Below are 15,587 nucleotides of genomic sequence, written 5' to 3'. Positions count from 1 at the left end.
TAGGGCGAGGGAGAAGGGAGATAAATTGTGAGTACAAATGACAGCAAACCGTCGGTTTTTATTGTTACCGGAATGCACCGTTCCGGTACGTCTTTAACAGCTTCTTTGTTTCAGAAAGTTGGGGTTGATATTGGCAAAAAGTTAGTGGGCCCGGCCGACGGAAATGTGAAAGGTCATTTCGAGAATGTTGATTTTGTGGAGTTCCACAAAAGTGTTTTGCGATCGCACGGTATTGATGAACTAGGCTGTACGTTTGAAAAAACGATTCCGGTAGCAGCAGAATACGTGGAAATCGCTAAAAGGGCGATCGAGCAAAATCAACTTCCTCACAAACATTGGGGTTGGAAAGACCCGCGAACAGCCCTTTTTTGGGATTTTTGGCTGAATTTGCTCCCCGAAGCTAATTTTATCTGTGTTTATCGATCGCCCTGGGAAGTAGTCGATTCCCTTTACCGCCGGGGAACCGATGTCAGCTTGCTGCAAAATCCCGAAATGGCAGTAAAAATGTGGATTCACTACAATCAAAAAGTTTTAGAACTTTACGAACGTTTTCCCGATCGCTGTCTGCTAGCAAACGTTTACCCGATCGGCAACACTCCTGAACTTTTCCTCGATCGAGTCAACGAAAAATTTAATGTTAACTTAGGTGCGATACCGGCCGACAATTTTGAAGAATCTTTATTAGTCAACGATATTGTCAAAAGTCACAGACCGAGTTTAATAGAAAAATATTTTCCCGAAGCATTAGAACTATATCAACTTTTGGAAACCCAAGCGGGCAATCTCAGCAGCGAATCCAAAGGTGCGATCGATCGAGTTATTCATTTCCCAGCCTCTCCAGTCTGGCCATTTGAAGATTGGCTAAAAATCCGCTTGCTGGAAAAACAGCAAAAAACCAGCTATTCCGAACTCAAACAGTGGCAAGAACAATTTCACCAGGCCCAGGCGAAAGTGTTGGGCTTAGAGACTGAATTAGGAGCAACTCAAGTACAGCTTGCAGGCAAAGAATCAAATTTTCAAGAAGCTTTAGCAAAACTCCTCGGATTAGAAACAGAATTAGGACAAACTCAAGTACAGCTTGCCGGCAAAGAATCGCAATTTCAAGAAGCTTTAACAAAAGTCTTAAAATTAGAAGCAGACTTAGGGGAAACTCAGGTACAGCTTGCCGGCAAAGAATCGCAATTTCAAGAAGCTTTAGCAAAACTCCTCGGATTAGAAACAGAATTAGGACAAACTCAGGTACAGCTTGCCGGCAAAGAATCGCAATTTCAAACAGCTTTAGCAAAAGTATTAGAATTAGAAGCAGACTTAGGGCAAACTCAGGTACAATTTGAAGAAACTGAATTTATATTGCAGCAAAAGTTAGCTGAGTTAATTCAGTTAGAAACAGCACAAAGTCAAAATCAGGAAAGATTAAAGGATACTCAGGAAAAATTAGAACACTCCCGCCTGGAAAATGAAAAGTTTCTGGCAGAACTTGCTATCATCAAGTCTTCAATAGGGTGGCAACTGAGAGAAAAGTTGTGGGAAGTTCAGCGCCAAATCCGCGACTTGTTCCCTAAATTTATTTTTTCCTTAGATCGACCAACTACTTGGCAAGTTTGTGATTCCAAGCTGCTAATTGTGGGCTGGGTTTTTAACCAAAAAAGAGAGACTACAGCAGTCCGCGCCAGAATTAAAGACCAGAGTTTTGCGGGCATTTACGGCCTAGATAGAAGTGATATAGCGCTAGCACACTCTAATATTCCGGCTGCAAATAAATCAGGTTTTACAATTGAATTGGAAGCGCCTGCGGGACGACACGAAGTGTTACTGGAAGCGCAAGATGAGCGAGGTAAATGGCATTTGTTGGCAGCTTATCCGTTGTTAGTTTCAACGATTCAAGCATCGTTAGATGTACCGGTGGTGTGGGAACAGCGTCAGGGTCAAATTTTGTTTGCAGGTTGGTGCTGCCACCACGATCGCAAAATTGCTAAATTAAGCTTGTTGTGCGGCGATACTTCTGTAGAATGCGCCTACGGTTTACGGCGAAAAGATGTCGGCGAAGTGTTTCCCGACTGGGTTAACAGTTCGGAAAGCGGTTTTGAGGCCCTTGTCGATTTGCCGCCAGGGGAATGGCACGTTTCTCTGCAAGCTGAGTTAGAAACCGGGGAAATTTTGTCTTTTCAAGCGCCGAAAAAATTGACAGTGCGGCGCTACCATATCTGGCAGCGAAGTGCAGATAAGTTTGAGGAGTTATCAAGGTTGACAGCCGCCATTCAGCAGCGGGCGAGGGAGAGAAAACAGCGTCTTGGGAGAATTGTGCCCTTGCCCTGGGAAATGGTGAAAGTGCTCCGCCAGTTGGGGAAGATTTATCGGCAGCAAAAACAGTTTACTGCGCCGGGAGATTTATTGCCACCTGCGGGTTTTGTGGTGCCTCAACCTATTGATAGATATGACGCATGGCTGGAGGTGAATCAGTGGAACGATCGCGCCCGCGATTATTTGATTTCTCGGTTAAAATCCTGCCGGGAGCCCCTGCCAAAAATTTCGGTAGTAATGCCAGTTTACAACCCGCAGATAGATTTTCTCGAAAGTGCGATCGACAGCGTAATCAATCAAGTTTATCCAAACTGGGAACTCTGCATTGCCGATGATTGCAGCACCGATTTCACTGTTGCTGACACTTTGAAAAACTGGGTTCAAAAGAACGATCGTATCCGCATCACATTTCGTACCGAAAACGGCAACATCAGCGCAGCAACTAACAGCGCCGCCGCCCTCGCAACAGGCGACATCATCCTGTTTTTAGACAACGACGACGAACTCACTCCCGACGCATTAGGCGAAGTCGCCTTATATTTTGCCGCGCATCCAGCCACCGATTTCCTATACTCAGACGACGACAAAATCGACACCAAAGGTCGCCGATTCGCCCCGCAATTCAAACCGGAATGGTCGCCGGAACTGCTGCTTTCCTATATGTATCTCGGTCATTTGTGCGCTGTCAGAAGACACATTTTTGAAGAAATAGGCGGTTTACGGATAGGTTTTGAAGGCTCGCAAGATTACGATTTTGCCTTGAGAGCCACCGAAATTTCTCGCCACGTCGCCCACCTGCCGCTAGTGCTGTATCACTGGCGAACTGCACCCGGTTCTACAGCCATATCTGGGGCCGCGAAACCAGCCAGTTTTTCCGCAGGTCAAAAAGCTATTCAAGACGCACTAAACCGCCGCCAAATTAACGGCAATGTCGCTCAGCACGCATGGGCGATTAAAGAAAATTTGGGCATATTTGCCCAGGATTTCCCGGATAACGGCCCATCAGTAACGGTAATTATTCCTACTAAAAATCAGCTAAAATTGCTGAAAGCCTGTCTGGATTCTCTGGAAACTACAACATACAAAAATTATCAAGTTGCCGTTATCGACAACGAAAGCGACGATCCGAAAACTCTGGAATACTTAAAGGAATTAAATTGCCAAGTTTTGCATATAAAAAATCCTGGAGGAAAGTTTAGTTTTGCAGCAATTAACAACCGGGCTGCCGAACAAGTTGATAGCGAATATGTTTTGTTTTTGAACAACGATACTGAAGTAATTAACCCCCGCTGGCTGAGTCAAATGGTGGGATACGCTCAAATTCCCGCTGTGGGTGCAGTCGGCGCGCGGCTGTTATATCCCGACGGCAGAATTCAGCACGCGGGCGTAATTCACGGGCTGCATCACGGTTTGGCGGGTCATGCTTTTAAGCTGATGGACAAGAATAATCGAGGCTATCTTTCTCAAGCGATGGTAACGCGAAATTACTCTGCGGTAACAGCCGCTTGCACGATTACTCCACGTCAATTGTTCTTAGAATTGGGCGGTTTTGATGAGGAGAATTTTGCTGTTGCTTACAATGATGTAGATTACGGATACCGATTGTTAGAACGGGGTTATCGGTGCGTATATTGTCCCGATGCGGAGTTATTGCACAAAGAGGGAACTTCTAGGGGTTTTACCGACAATCCTCAAGAAGTAGCGGCTTTTAGGCGTAAGTATGCGGGCAAAAATGACAGTTTTTACAGTCCTCATTTGTCTTTAGAAGATGAGTATTTTCATATTCAACCTCGACGGGTTTTTATGAAGGAAGAAGGTTCGGCAACGGATTTTGTAACGGATGTAACGGATGTAACGGATGTAACAGATAAGGAAGAAGTAAAATTTAATGATTCTGGTTTGTTGGTAGCAGAAGCAGAGAATTTGATTCATCCTATCAGAGTTTTGATGTGCAGCAATTCGCTGGATTTTACTGGGGCGCCGCTGCATCAGTACGAAATCGCGGTGAAATTGGCGGCTGAGGGTGTGGTTAAGCCGATCGTACTTTGCGTAACAGACGGGCCCCTGCGTCAAGCTTACGAACAGCAGGGAATTGAAGTAATTGTGCGCGACAATCCTCTCGAACACATCTATCAGCGCGATGCTTATGATGAAGCCATCCGCAGTTTTAGCACAGAAATTGCCAGTTTAAAAGTAGATGCAATTTATGCCAATACTTTAGAAAACTTTTTTGTAGTTGATGCGGCGAGGCAAGTCGGAATTCCTGTGGTGTGGAACGTGCACGAAAGCGAACCTTGGCAAACTTATTTTAACAGGTTTGGTTCGGAGATTGCGGCGAGAGCTTTAGAGTGTTTTAGGTTTCCTTACAAGGTGATTTTTGTGGCGGATGCCACGCGGGACAGGTATTTGCCTCTCAACAGCCACCACAATTTTACAGTGATTCACAACGGCTTAGATTTGAGCAAATTGGAAAATTCGGAGAATTCTGAATTGGCTAGAAAAACTTTAGGTGTTGCAGCGGAAGATGTGGTAATTTTGCTGCTGGGAACGGTATGCGAACGCAAAGGCCAGCAGGATTTAGTTAAAGCACTTTCACTTTTGCCTGAGAAATGGCACAATAAAATTAGGTGTTTTATTGTGGGCGATCGCCCCAGTATTTACAGCAATAAATTAGCCGATTTGGTGGGGGAATTGCCAGCAGAGTTGCGGGAAAGGGTGACAGTAGTCCCGGAAACTGGGGAAACGGGAAAATATTACAAAGCGGCTGATATTTTTGTGTGCACTTCTCGCGTCGAAAGTTTCCCAAGAGTGATTTTGGAGGCGATGGCCTGCGATTTGCCAATTGTTACATCGCCGGTTTTTGGGATTAAAGAACAAGTGCGGCCGGGAATTAATGGTTTGTTTTATACGCCCGATCGCCCGGACGAATTAGTTGCAGCTTTGATTAGTTTATTGGAGGATAAATCTTTGCGGCAGCAGTTAGCTGAAAACGCTAAATATGTCTTGGATTCACTTAATACTTTTGAGGAAATGACTCAAGCTTATGCAGAGATTTTCTGCGAAGCATATTTCAGCCGTCATTAGTCATTTTACAGTGCCAGCGTCCCCCCCAGTGAAGGGCAGTAACTCACCTCGTAGACTTTTGGCAGGATTTAATATAATTTGCCAAGAATTGCGGAACATATTGAAAATTGAGCCATCAATACTATAAAATAATCAAAAATGAACGATGATAAAATGACCGATCGCCCAAGAGTAGATTATGAAAGGGCCTGGGACAGTTACGCCCAACAGTGGCAAAAAACTAATGCCGAACTTGCCCATATTGGCGACGAATGGATAGGTAAAGCTGCCGGTGCCGCCAACTCCTTAGCCGAATACGAAGCGCTAATAGAACAGCAATTTATTGCACCGTACATCAAAAAAGAACATACGGTTTTAGAAATTGGTATCGGAGGCGGAAAAACCGGTTCGCTGCTGCTGAAATATTGCGATCGACTAATTTGTGCCGACATTTCCAGTCAAATGCTGCAAGCAGCCCGATCGCGCTTGGGAGACGATCGTGTTTCTTACGTCAAACTCGACGGTTTAACATTAGATGGCATCGCCCCAGGTTCAGCCGATGTCTGCTTTTGTTACGATACAATGGTACACGTAGAGCCGGTAGATATATTCAACTACCTGACTCGCATTCCCAAACTGCTGCGGGGCGATCGAATTTGCGTGTTTCACCACACAAATATTTTTAGTGAATTAGGGTGGCAAAAATTCGCCAGCGAGTGGGACAAAAACTTGCTAGGGCACAGAGATGGCACAGCATTTTCAGTTATGACTGATACAATTATGGAAAAATTTCTCCATCATTTAAACTATGAAATCATCCTGAAAAATACATCTTCAGTACCGCGAGATTGTGTCTGGATCTGCAAAGCACCAACCCCCAATGAATAAAATCAAAGCTTTTTAGCCGCCTCAAAATATTTTATTCCAACAGTCAACAGACAACAGTCAACAGACAACAATCAACAGACAACAATCAACAGTCAACAGTCAACAGTCAACAGTCAACAGACAACTGACAATGAAAGCATTATTTCTCCATCCCAACTTCCCCGCCCAATACCGCCACATTATCACGGCATTAGGCGCAGATCCCAAAAATCAAATTGTTTTCGGCACTAAAAACGAGCGCCCAGAGTGGAACATTCCCGGCGTTCGCAAAGCAGCATTTACCCCCAGCCGAGAACCCCACGCGCAGACTCACCAATACGTCCGCCCTTTAGAAAGTGCCGTCATCTACGGACAAGCCGTATTTAGAATGGCAGAACAACTCAAAGCAGACGGTTTCGTACCTGATATTATCTGCGGACATTCCGGTTGGGGGCCGACATTATTTGTCAAAGAAGCTTTTCCAAATACGCCCCTTCTGTGCTATTTCGAGTGGTTTTATCATGCTATTGGTTCCGACGCAGATTTTGACCCAGCGGAACCTTTAACAGTTGACGATATGGCCAGAATTAGAATCAAAAATGCGCCGATTCTGATCGATTTATACTCTTGCGATTGGGGTTTATCACCAACTTATTGGCAGCGATCGCAATTTCCGCCAGAATTACAACAAAAATTATCCACACTCCACGACGGCGTAGATACCGATTACTTCAAACCAGACCCCGGTGCTAAACTAATTTTGCCTAACTTAGACTTGTCTGGCGTGGATGAAATTGTCACCTACGTATCGCGGGGAATGGAACCTTACCGGGGCTTTCCCGAATTCATTGAGTCGATCGCCTATGTGCAAGAACGCCGCCCCAACTGTCACGTCGTAATCGTTGGTTCAGAAAGAGTTTGTTACGGTCGTTCTTTACCCAACGGCGAGTCTTACAAAGACTATATGCTCAAAAAAGTACCCCTAGATTTGTCGCGAGTTCACTTTGTCGGCCCCCTACCTTACGGACTGTATTTAAAAGTAATTCAAGCATCCGACGTACACGTTTATTTGACCAGACCTTTTGTGCTATCTTGGTCGATGATTGAATCTCTATCAACCGGATGTTTAGTAATCGGTTCCGACACAGGGCCAGTCAGAGAAGTTATCCGCGACGGAGAAAACGGTTTGCTAGTCGATTACTTCTCACCGAAACAAGTAGCCGATCGTATTGATGAAGTTTTAGACCATCCTACCCGCATGGCAGACATTCGCATCAAAGCCCGTCAAACCGCCCTAGAACGCTACAGTTTAGCTAAAATGCTGCCGCAACATTTACAACTGATCGAGCAAGTAGCAAATCGTTCCATGCCGCCTACAGTTGGTATGGAACCCGAACGGGAATTAGCATCATCTTTTGCAGTGAGAATTTAGCAATAAAGGGTAGTCCTGCATAGTCAGGACTACGCCAATTTTAACAGGAAGAAATGGCTGTACTTGCTTGAAAGTAACCATTTTTGTTACTATTGTTAAAACCCAAATAAATTCCCATGAAATCAACTACTAGGGCGCTGAAAGAATGGAATGTAGCAGTTAATGCTTTGGAACAAGGTCAAACCATTGTGCTGTTGCGGAAGGGGGGAATTCGCGAGCAAGCAGGACAGTTCAATGTCACTGACAAACAGGTTTTGCTGTATCCAACTTTTGAACACCAACAGCCGGATTTATTAAAGCCGGAGTTTGCACATCAAGTCCAGACAGTTGAATCTGGTTGGCATCCTGAAGTTATTAGAATTGGTAGTTGGGCGGAGATTACTGATGTTTTTTTGGTAGCTTGGGAACCGGCAATTACTGCGCTATTTCCGTACCATATTTGGAATGAAAAATTTGTAAGCGATCGCCTGAAATGGAAACAAACTCAGCCAATTTATATTTTATTGCTGCGGGCTTATCGCCTTGCAGAAATCCGCGAAATTCCCTACATTCCTGAATACGGCGGTTGCCGTTCTTGGATCGATTTGGCAGATGCTATTTCGCTGGAGGGAAGCCAAGCTGTTTTGAGCGATCGCGAGTACATTGAACGCTCAAATCAAATCCGCAATCTGATAGCAAATCCTGCGAATGCTTCTGGTTAGCAGAGAGTGACAACGCTGACGGAAGGTAGTCAGGATTTTAGTCCTCATTAATAGTTTTTAATGTACTTTTCGAGAGGCGCGCTTCTACCAAACCCAGCCCAAAATCCGCAACTAATGCCATTAAAGCGGCCGGAATTGCCCCAGCCAAAAGTAACTGATTGTTGACGGTAGCAACGCCCCGGAAAATAAACACCCCCAAGCCACCGGCACCAATTGCAGCGGCGATTGTAGCGAGTCCGATCGCAATTACCGCAGCAACTCGCACCCCCGCCAGAATCACGCCTAGTGCCAGGGGAATTTCCACTTGCCATAACAGTTGCATATCCGTCATCCCCATGCCTCTTCCCGCTTCCGTAATCGCTGGATCGACGCCGACAATCCCAGTATAAGTATTGCGGATAATTGGCAGTAAAGAATACAGAGTGAGGGCGATAATTGCCGTGCGATCGCCTATTCCACCCAATACCGGCACCGGGATTAGCAAGCCAAACAAAGCTAAACTGGGAATTGTTTGCATAATATTAGCAAATCCCAAAATTGGCTTTTTCAATTTTGGTTTTCTCGTGGCTAAAATTCCCAGGGGCATCCCCACAAGAATAGCGATAAAAATTGCAACAGTTACTAAATATAAGTGTTCAGTTGCGCGCTGAATTATCTCAGCGCCATAGCGGTTGATAAAAATTATCATTGGGGAATTGGTTAGTGTTGATTGCTGTCAACCTTATAAATCATTTTCTATTTCAGGACTTGGTTCACCAGGATAGAAGCGAGAATCCAGAATTTCCTCTAAGCTGTAAAGGCAATTTTGAGGAAATGTTTTGAGAGGTAAATCGGTTTCTCCTACTGCCAAATCTCTACCGTTTTGATAAGCTTCTTGGAAAGCTTCTTGCAAGTAAGGTTTCAGACTTGGGTTCTCCTGTATCAGTCTCTGAGTATCCCGCCGCTGCACTCGAATTGTAGACAGCCAGCTACGACTCCGCTGCTGGGGCTGATATTGCCACTTCAGCAAATGTCCCAGCAAAATGCTCAAACGATTTCTAAGTTCTTGACGTTCCTGTTTGCCCAAAGATTCAATCTCCTCAATTAAATTTGGCAAGTCAAGTTGACTCCACTGACACTTGCGAAGTAACTTGGCTTGTTCTTGCGTCCAAGCATAGAAGTCGCTCTCGTAAAGACTGTGCATCGTTTGATTATCAGCTTAGTTACTAAAACTATATTATCAAATTTTAGCTAAATTATTCAAATTTAGCTACTTGCAAACATTCAATAAATGCCCCAGCTTCTGGATGCTGAGATTTGATAAAATCATCAGGTGTTGCCAATTCAACCAACCGTCCATCTTGCATCAAACCAATTCTCGAAGCTAACAAAAAAGCTTCTTGAATGCCGTGAGTCACAAAAATCACAGTTTTGCCAAGTTGCTGCTGCAATTGACCGAATTCCCGCTGTAATTCCAGACGAGTAATCGGGTCTAAAGCACCAAATGGTTCGTCCATTAACAATATCGGAGGGTCAGCCGCCAGTGCTCTAGCGACGCCTACCCGCTGCCGCTGTCCGCCGGATAACTGATGGGGATAGCGTTTGGCGAAGTGCTGGGGGTTGAGGTTGACTAATTCTAACAGTTGGCGGACGCGAGATTGAATACGATCGCCCTCCCAACCTTCTAATTTCGGCACTAAACCGACGTTTTGCTCGACTGTAAAATGGGGAAATAAACCGATTTCTTGAATCACATAACCAATTTTTCGGCGCAGTTGAATTGGGTTCCACTGAGTTGTCGGTTTTCCCATGACAAGAACTTCGCCGCTGCTTGGCGTTAGTAAATTGTTAAGCAATTTCATGGTAGTAGTTTTGCCACTCCCGCTGCGTCCCAGCAATACTAAAACTTCTCCTTGCAGCACTTTGAAATTGAGTTTGTCTACTAAATGCCTGCGGTTGAGGCGATATGTCACGTCGAGGCATTCGACAGCAACTTCATTATTGAGAGGCATGATTAGTTCTGGTGATTTGGGTTTTCAGCAAGTTAAAATCGGCGACCCTCGGAAAACAATTCCTAATCTAAAATCTAAAATCTAAAATCGACTTGATTTTGCCATTCTAGCAGTAAGGCTCGACATTGGAGGCAAGTTAATTTTTTGAGCAAGTCGCGAATTCCGTCTGGGGTGACAGGATATGCAGCACCGATAAATTCGGGGTTTACTGTTGCTGTCGGGTGCAATTCTGCAACAAAACCGTAGAGTTTTTGATTGGAGAATGAGCTGTTTATCGCCCAGCCGATATTGTTAATCGGTTCGAGGCGGGCGATCGCACTTTCGGTCACGCCTAGTTCTTTCTTGATTATAGCTGGAACGGCTGCTGCTGGCGTGGCTTCGGCTGGTACGCGACCGCCGGGAAAATCCAGGGTTGATTCTGCCACGCCGGGGCGATACATCGGTCGGGGAAACAGCAATTTGTCAGCTTGAATGGTCAAGATTACAACTGAATCCGCTCTTTCTACTCGCCAATATTCTACTGTTTTTCCTTCGGTTGTTTCGAGATGTTCGGCGATTAGTTTTACCCAATGAGACTTGATCTCTACAAAGCGATCTAGAGTTTTCCACTGGGATTTTGCAGTTTGGTTCATGTGGGAATTTTTGGAATAAATCAGATGTTGTTTGCTATGGTAGGCGATTGTTAGCGAGCGCAACAATAGCCGATCGACCTTTTCAGCTTTGAGCCAGTTTTTTCCTCTCGATTGTAAATTTTTGCTACAACCCTACACATTCGCCTAGATAATTCGGTAACATAGACTACATAATCAAAGTTTATCTGCGCCGTCGCTCTGGGTTGTTGCAACCCCGACCTGGTTCAGAGTCTTAGCCCAAAAGGAGTTGTGATGAAACTGCAAACAGATATTCGTACTTGGCAATCCCAACCAACGCCCGGAAGCTTCGCCAATGTCCGCGACTGGGAAAGATTTGGCTGCGCCGTACCTGCACCAAAATTGACTCCTTCTATGTGGGTTAAATTGTTCAACCCGCCAACCGCATTCAGCTTTGACGAAGCGTGGCTGTTGTGTGAATCTTCGGAAGAACAGTGGCTAGCTTGGATTCCTGATTATGGCGAAATTTTACTGAGTACACATGAATTTTGCGCTCCTAAATCGTGAATTACGCAGACAAACTTTGATAAACCAGGTTTTCAAATCCATATCCCTAGGGTTCCACGGGATTTTTGGGAAAAAATCTGGTTTCTGCCTAATTATGTCGTTTGCAGTGAGGAATGCAAGTCCTTATCACCGTTTAAGGACTTGCATTCCTCACTACAAACCTCTTATATGATGTCGTTTCAGCCGATATCATATAAGTCCTAATAGATATTAATTGAAATTTCGCCAACAAAAAGAGCAATAGAAAACCTATTGCTCTTTTTGTTCAAAAACACTCTCTAGTTTTTATCTTTAGATAGCGGAAGTTATATCAACTGGCTTCGATTGACCCCAATATTGCTGCGGTGACGGGTTTACTGTATCGATGCTTGCATGGGAGATATTGGTGAACCCGCCCTTACAGCAATTACGGTCAATTTAGCCCATGTGATATTGCTGGCTTATTTGCAAACTGCACGGTTATTTGCGTTTCTGACAATCGTGCCTACTCTACCATTAATCTGAATCGGGTTCTTAGTGCTGGCTCGAATCAAGAGTGGTTGTTTTGCCAGACATTCTCTGATTGATGCTGCCCAGGCGGTGAGAGCTCCGGTGTATTCTGTACGACCCGCTGGGGCGCGAAACTGATCGGTAATTAGGAAATCCGAGGTGATGCTAGTGTCAGTACCAACATTGGTAATAATGGGAAAATCAAAGGCTCTGGGCAAGGTTCTGTCCTGGATTCTGCCCGGTACTAACTGGTATTTCTTCGATCCACCCCTGTAGTCAATACCTGCTTGAGGGCTGGTGGGAGGGCTGGTTTGAGCTAAGGCGGGAACAGGCAAGCTTGCTACCAAAACGGTGCAGACACTCCAAAATAATTTCGATTTCATTCGATTCATCTCCTCAACTTTATGACGATTAGCACTAATTTAGGTATGCTCAAAAGACACTAGCTTTTATTGAGAAAGCGCCTGATGATATTCAGCTTTTGAGTTTGAGTTCAACTTACCTAATTTATTACCAAACACCTTCAAAAATGTTAAAACTGGTTTGCCTGACCAACTGTAGAAAAGTTTCAGTTGAGTGAGATATGTACACATCTGAAGTTGTTACAGTATTGGGGAGTCGGTTTTACCAGAATGATTCATTTTTGAGCGATGTCATTGGAACTTTATCAAATTTTGTCTCAGATATCAAGTTTTGCCGATCGCGTATCCTGTTTTAACACTGGTTTGTGGCTCGATCGAGGTTTGAGTGTGGCGCGCTATACCAGGGCGAGAAAGATGCTACAGTGCATCGATGGGCGTTTGAGTATTTTCAGGCGACAATAGACAGAGAAGGGGCTTGAAAATAGGTGATTTTAGTGGAAGATAGTAAATTTATCGACGTATCGGGCATTATGGGTGTTCCCGCGGCTCCGGCGGGTTACAAATCCGGCTTTGTGGGTATTGTCGGACGCCCGAATGTCGGAAAATCAACGCTGATGAATCAGTTGGTGGGACAGAAAATTGCGATTACTTCGCCGGTGTCTCAGACGACGCGTAACAGGCTGCGAGGCATCCTAACGACACCGGAAGCACAAATTATTTTTGTAGATACTCCCGGAATTCACAAGCCACATCACGAATTGGGCAAGGTTTTGGTGCAGAATGCCCGCACAGCGATTCAGTCGGTGGATGTCGTGCTATTTGTGGTGGATGGTTCGGTGGAATCGGGAGGGGGCGATCGATATATTATCGAAATTCTCAGCAATTGCAAAGTTCCGGTGATTTTTGGGATGAATAAGTTGGACGAACAACCGGAGGATTCTGTGTTGATCGATCGAACTTACGAGCAAATTGTCAATCCTGAGTGGCCTGTAGTGAAATTTTCCGCTCTCACGGGCGAGGGTGTCGAGTCGCTGCAACAATTGTTAATCGAACATTTGGAGGTTGGGCCTTATTATTATCCGCCCGATTTGGTGACTGACCAGCCGGAACGCTTTATTATGGGCGAATTGATTCGGGAACAGATTTTGCTGCTGACGCGGGAAGAAGTGCCGCATTCGGTAGCAATTGCGATCGACATAGTTCAAGAAGAAGCAAAAATTACGCGCATTCTGGCGACAATTCACGTCGAACGAGATTCCCAAAAAGGTATTTTAATCGGTAAAAGCGGCAGTATGCTCAAGTCGATCGGCAGTGCGGCCCGCGAACAGATTCAAAAGTTAATTGAAGGCAAAGTGTATTTGGAGTTATTTGTCAAAGTGCAGCCGAAGTGGCGGCAGTCGCGCACTCGTTTGGCAGAATTGGGCTATCGGGTGGAAGAATAAAACTTTGGCAGTTGGCAGTTGGATTTCTTCGGTTCTTTAGACCTCTTGCAAAAAATCCTTTTCATCTATTGATGGGACGGGCAAGATGCCCATCCCACAAGATTTATTTTTTCTTGTGGGATGGGCATCTTGCCCGTCCTAATTATTTTTGCAAGAGGTCTTTTGAATCAAGAATCGAGCACGAATTTCGCTCATAGAGAGTTTCATCTGGTACCGAGAGTTACAAACCCCCGCTTAACAACTAAAACGCCATTCCAACAACCGTAAAGTAAACTGAGAGCAGCCCCATTCGCCCCAGTTGACCTATGCCACGTTGGTTCAATACTGCTGGCCCATGCCAAGAAGACATTCATTACGCACTGTCACCCACGGTACGCTTACCAAGCTTAGAACGGTTAATAGCTCAACGCAACTATTTCGTCATCCATGCACCCCGGCAAGTGGGGAAAACCACTGCTATGCTGGCGTTAGCCAAACAACTCACCGAAAGCGGACAATACACCGCCGTGATGCTGTCAGTTGAAGTAGGCGCACCCTTCAGTCAAGACATTGCTGGTGCAGAAGAGGCTATTTTGGGGGCTTGGCGAGATAACATTTCCGTCCGTCTCCCACTCGAACTGCAACCGCCTGACTGGACAGCGATACAATCGGGGGGACAGAAAATTCGGGCTGCTTTACAAGCTTGGGCACAATCTTCTCCTCGTCCTTTGGTGGTTTTCATCGATGAAATTGACGCACTACAAGACCAAGCGTTGATTTCTATCCTGCGACAACTGCGCGATGGTTATCCCAATCGCCCGAAAGCGTTTCCGCAATCGGTGGGTTTAATTGGTTTGCGGGATGTTCGCGATTACAAAGTGGCTGCGGGGGGAAGCGATCGACTCCATACATCCAGTCCGTTTAATATTAAAGTGCGATCGATTACTCTTAGAGATTTTAATGCCTCAGAAGTCGCCGAACTCTACGCGCAACATACCCAAGATACCGGACAAGTTTTTACACCTGAAGCCGTAGCCTTAGCTTTTGAACTGACTCAGGGACAACCTTGGTTAGTGAATGCTTTAGCTAAGGAAATTGTAGAAGAATTAGTGACAGATGAATCTATAGAAATTACACCACAACATATTTTAGAAGCCAAAGAAATTCTCATAAAACGACAAGATACGCATTTAGATAGTTTGGCAGAACGACTGCGAGAAAACCGAGTCAAAGCCATTATCGAGCCAATGTTAGCCGGACGAGAATTGCCAGAATCTTCTAATGACGATCGCCAATATCTGCTCGATTTAGGCTTGCTCAAACGCGATCCAGCCGGGGGTTTAGTTATCGCCAACCCGATTTATCGAGAAGTGTTGCCGCGAGTTTTGGCGCAAGGGCCGCAAGATAGTTTACCGATTATCAGTCCGAGTTGGTTGAACGATCGCGGCGAACTGATTCCAGAAGCACTCCTGCAAGCGTTTCTCGCATTTTGGCTACAGCATGGCGAACCGTTACTCAAAAGTGCATCTTATCCCGAAATAGCCCCGCATTTGGTGTTAATGGCGTTTCTGCATCGGGTGATTAATGGTGGGGGAACATTGGAACGGGAATATGCGATCGGACGCGACAGAATGGATTTATGTTTGCGTTATGGTGACGTAACATTGGGAATTGAACTGAAGGTTTGGCGAACTCGGAAAGTCGATCCGTTGAGTAAAGGGTTGGAACCAGAAGTGTTGAACGCTTATTGATAGGATTCTGAAAATAGACATACGAATCCTATAAAATGCTGATTTCAGCAAT

Annotated in this window: 13 protein-coding genes; 8 read left to right on the top strand and 5 right to left on the bottom strand. The window is 45.1% G+C overall.

The features are described from left to right. Positions 1-27 precede the first annotated feature (27 nt). From QUB20_RS11420 to QUB20_RS11405, 4 genes are all read left to right on the top strand, one after another. Positions 28-5,385: a glycosyltransferase gene (locus QUB20_RS11420; RefSeq protein ID WP_333246164.1), complete on the top strand. Its 5,358-nt coding sequence runs from the start codon at positions 28-30 to the stop codon at positions 5,383-5,385. 138 nt (positions 5,386-5,523) lie between these two features. Further along, complete coding sequence (locus tag QUB20_RS11415) at positions 5,524-6,252, top strand: class I SAM-dependent methyltransferase (RefSeq protein WP_333245035.1); 729 nt, start codon at positions 5,524-5,526, stop codon at positions 6,250-6,252. A 130-nt stretch (positions 6,253-6,382) separates the two neighbouring features. Beyond that, a complete protein-coding gene (locus QUB20_RS11410; protein ID WP_333246162.1) occupies positions 6,383-7,663 on the top strand; it encodes a glycosyltransferase family 4 protein in 1,281 nt (426 codons plus the stop codon). A 116-nt stretch (positions 7,664-7,779) separates the two neighbouring features. Beyond that, a complete protein-coding gene (locus QUB20_RS11405) occupies positions 7,780-8,364 on the top strand; it encodes a DUF1802 family protein (protein ID WP_333246160.1) in 585 nt (194 codons plus the stop codon). A gap of 37 nt (positions 8,365-8,401) precedes the next feature. Here QUB20_RS11405 and QUB20_RS11400 read toward each other — a convergent pair whose 3' ends face one another. The 4 genes from QUB20_RS11400 to QUB20_RS11385 all read right to left on the bottom strand — a co-directional run bounded on the left by QUB20_RS11400 (position 8,402) and on the right by QUB20_RS11385 (position 10,987). After that, positions 8,402-9,052: an ABC transporter permease gene (locus QUB20_RS11400; protein WP_333246158.1), complete on the bottom strand. Its 651-nt coding sequence runs from the start codon at positions 9,050-9,052 to the stop codon at positions 8,402-8,404. Positions 9,053-9,085: 33 nt separating this feature from the next. Next, complete coding sequence (locus tag QUB20_RS11395) at positions 9,086-9,547, bottom strand: DUF29 domain-containing protein (protein ID WP_333246156.1); 462 nt, start codon at positions 9,545-9,547, stop codon at positions 9,086-9,088. 52 nt (positions 9,548-9,599) lie between these two features. After that, entirely contained in the window at positions 9,600-10,355 is a 756-nt protein-coding gene (locus tag QUB20_RS11390; RefSeq protein WP_333246154.1) for an ATP-binding cassette domain-containing protein, read from the bottom strand. A 74-nt stretch (positions 10,356-10,429) separates the two neighbouring features. After that, entirely contained in the window at positions 10,430-10,987 is a 558-nt protein-coding gene (locus tag QUB20_RS11385; RefSeq protein WP_333246153.1) for an NUDIX hydrolase, read from the bottom strand. Between the two features lie 252 nt (positions 10,988-11,239). On the opposite strand from QUB20_RS11385, the gene QUB20_RS11380 reads away from it, so the two are divergent. Further along, positions 11,240-11,512 (top strand): hypothetical protein, encoded by a 273-nt coding sequence (locus QUB20_RS11380; RefSeq protein ID WP_333053531.1) that lies wholly within the window; start codon positions 11,240-11,242, stop codon positions 11,510-11,512. A gap of 440 nt (positions 11,513-11,952) precedes the next feature. Here QUB20_RS11380 and QUB20_RS11375 read toward each other — a convergent pair whose 3' ends face one another. Continuing rightward, positions 11,953-12,384 (bottom strand): hypothetical protein, encoded by a 432-nt coding sequence (locus QUB20_RS11375; protein ID WP_333246151.1) that lies wholly within the window; start codon positions 12,382-12,384, stop codon positions 11,953-11,955. A 267-nt stretch (positions 12,385-12,651) separates the two neighbouring features. On the opposite strand from QUB20_RS11375, the gene QUB20_RS11370 reads away from it, so the two are divergent. From QUB20_RS11370 to QUB20_RS11360, 3 genes are all read left to right on the top strand, one after another. Then, entirely contained in the window at positions 12,652-12,825 is a 174-nt protein-coding gene (locus QUB20_RS11370; RefSeq protein ID WP_333053533.1) for a hypothetical protein, read from the top strand. Positions 12,826-12,893: 68 nt separating this feature from the next. Continuing rightward, positions 12,894-13,805, top strand: a complete 912-nt coding sequence (gene era, locus QUB20_RS11365) for a GTPase Era (RefSeq protein WP_333246205.1) — start codon at positions 12,894-12,896, stop codon at positions 13,803-13,805. A 305-nt stretch (positions 13,806-14,110) separates the two neighbouring features. Then, positions 14,111-15,535 (top strand): ATP-binding protein, encoded by a 1,425-nt coding sequence (locus QUB20_RS11360; protein ID WP_333246149.1) that lies wholly within the window; start codon positions 14,111-14,113, stop codon positions 15,533-15,535. Positions 15,536-15,587 lie beyond the last annotated feature (52 nt).

This window comes from Microcoleus sp. B4-C2, assembly GCF_036705265.1.
In the GTDB taxonomy this organism is placed as follows: Bacteria; Cyanobacteriota; Cyanobacteriia; order Cyanobacteriales; family Microcoleaceae; genus Microcoleus.
The sequence above is the reverse complement of the archived record's forward strand: the minus strand, read 5'-3'. Positions and strand labels throughout refer to the sequence as shown.

Bases quoted from the DNA above. Each gene is read 5' to 3' on its own strand.
- QUB20_RS11415 (WP_333245035.1), top strand. From the start codon at position 5,524: ATGAACGATGATAAAATGACCGATCGCCCAAGAGTAGATTATGAAAGG.
- QUB20_RS11410 (WP_333246162.1), top strand. From the start codon at position 6,383: ATGAAAGCATTATTTCTCCATCCCAACTTCCCCGCCCAATACCGCCAC.
- QUB20_RS11405 (WP_333246160.1), top strand. From the start codon at position 7,780: ATGAAATCAACTACTAGGGCGCTGAAAGAATGGAATGTAGCAGTTAAT.
- QUB20_RS11400 (WP_333246158.1), bottom strand. From the start codon at position 9,052: ATGATAATTTTTATCAACCGCTATGGCGCTGAGATAATTCAGCGCGCA.
- QUB20_RS11395 (WP_333246156.1), bottom strand. From the start codon at position 9,547: ATGCACAGTCTTTACGAGAGCGACTTCTATGCTTGGACGCAAGAACAA.
- QUB20_RS11390 (WP_333246154.1), bottom strand. From the start codon at position 10,355: ATGCCTCTCAATAATGAAGTTGCTGTCGAATGCCTCGACGTGACATAT.
- QUB20_RS11385 (WP_333246153.1), bottom strand. From the start codon at position 10,987: ATGAACCAAACTGCAAAATCCCAGTGGAAAACTCTAGATCGCTTTGTA.
- QUB20_RS11380 (WP_333053531.1), top strand. From the start codon at position 11,240: ATGAAACTGCAAACAGATATTCGTACTTGGCAATCCCAACCAACGCCC.
- QUB20_RS11375 (WP_333246151.1), bottom strand. From the start codon at position 12,384: ATGAAATCGAAATTATTTTGGAGTGTCTGCACCGTTTTGGTAGCAAGC.
- QUB20_RS11370 (WP_333053533.1), top strand. From the start codon at position 12,652: ATGTCATTGGAACTTTATCAAATTTTGTCTCAGATATCAAGTTTTGCC.
- era (WP_333246205.1), top strand. From the start codon at position 12,894: ATGGGTGTTCCCGCGGCTCCGGCGGGTTACAAATCCGGCTTTGTGGGT.
- QUB20_RS11360 (WP_333246149.1), top strand. From the start codon at position 14,111: ATGCCACGTTGGTTCAATACTGCTGGCCCATGCCAAGAAGACATTCAT.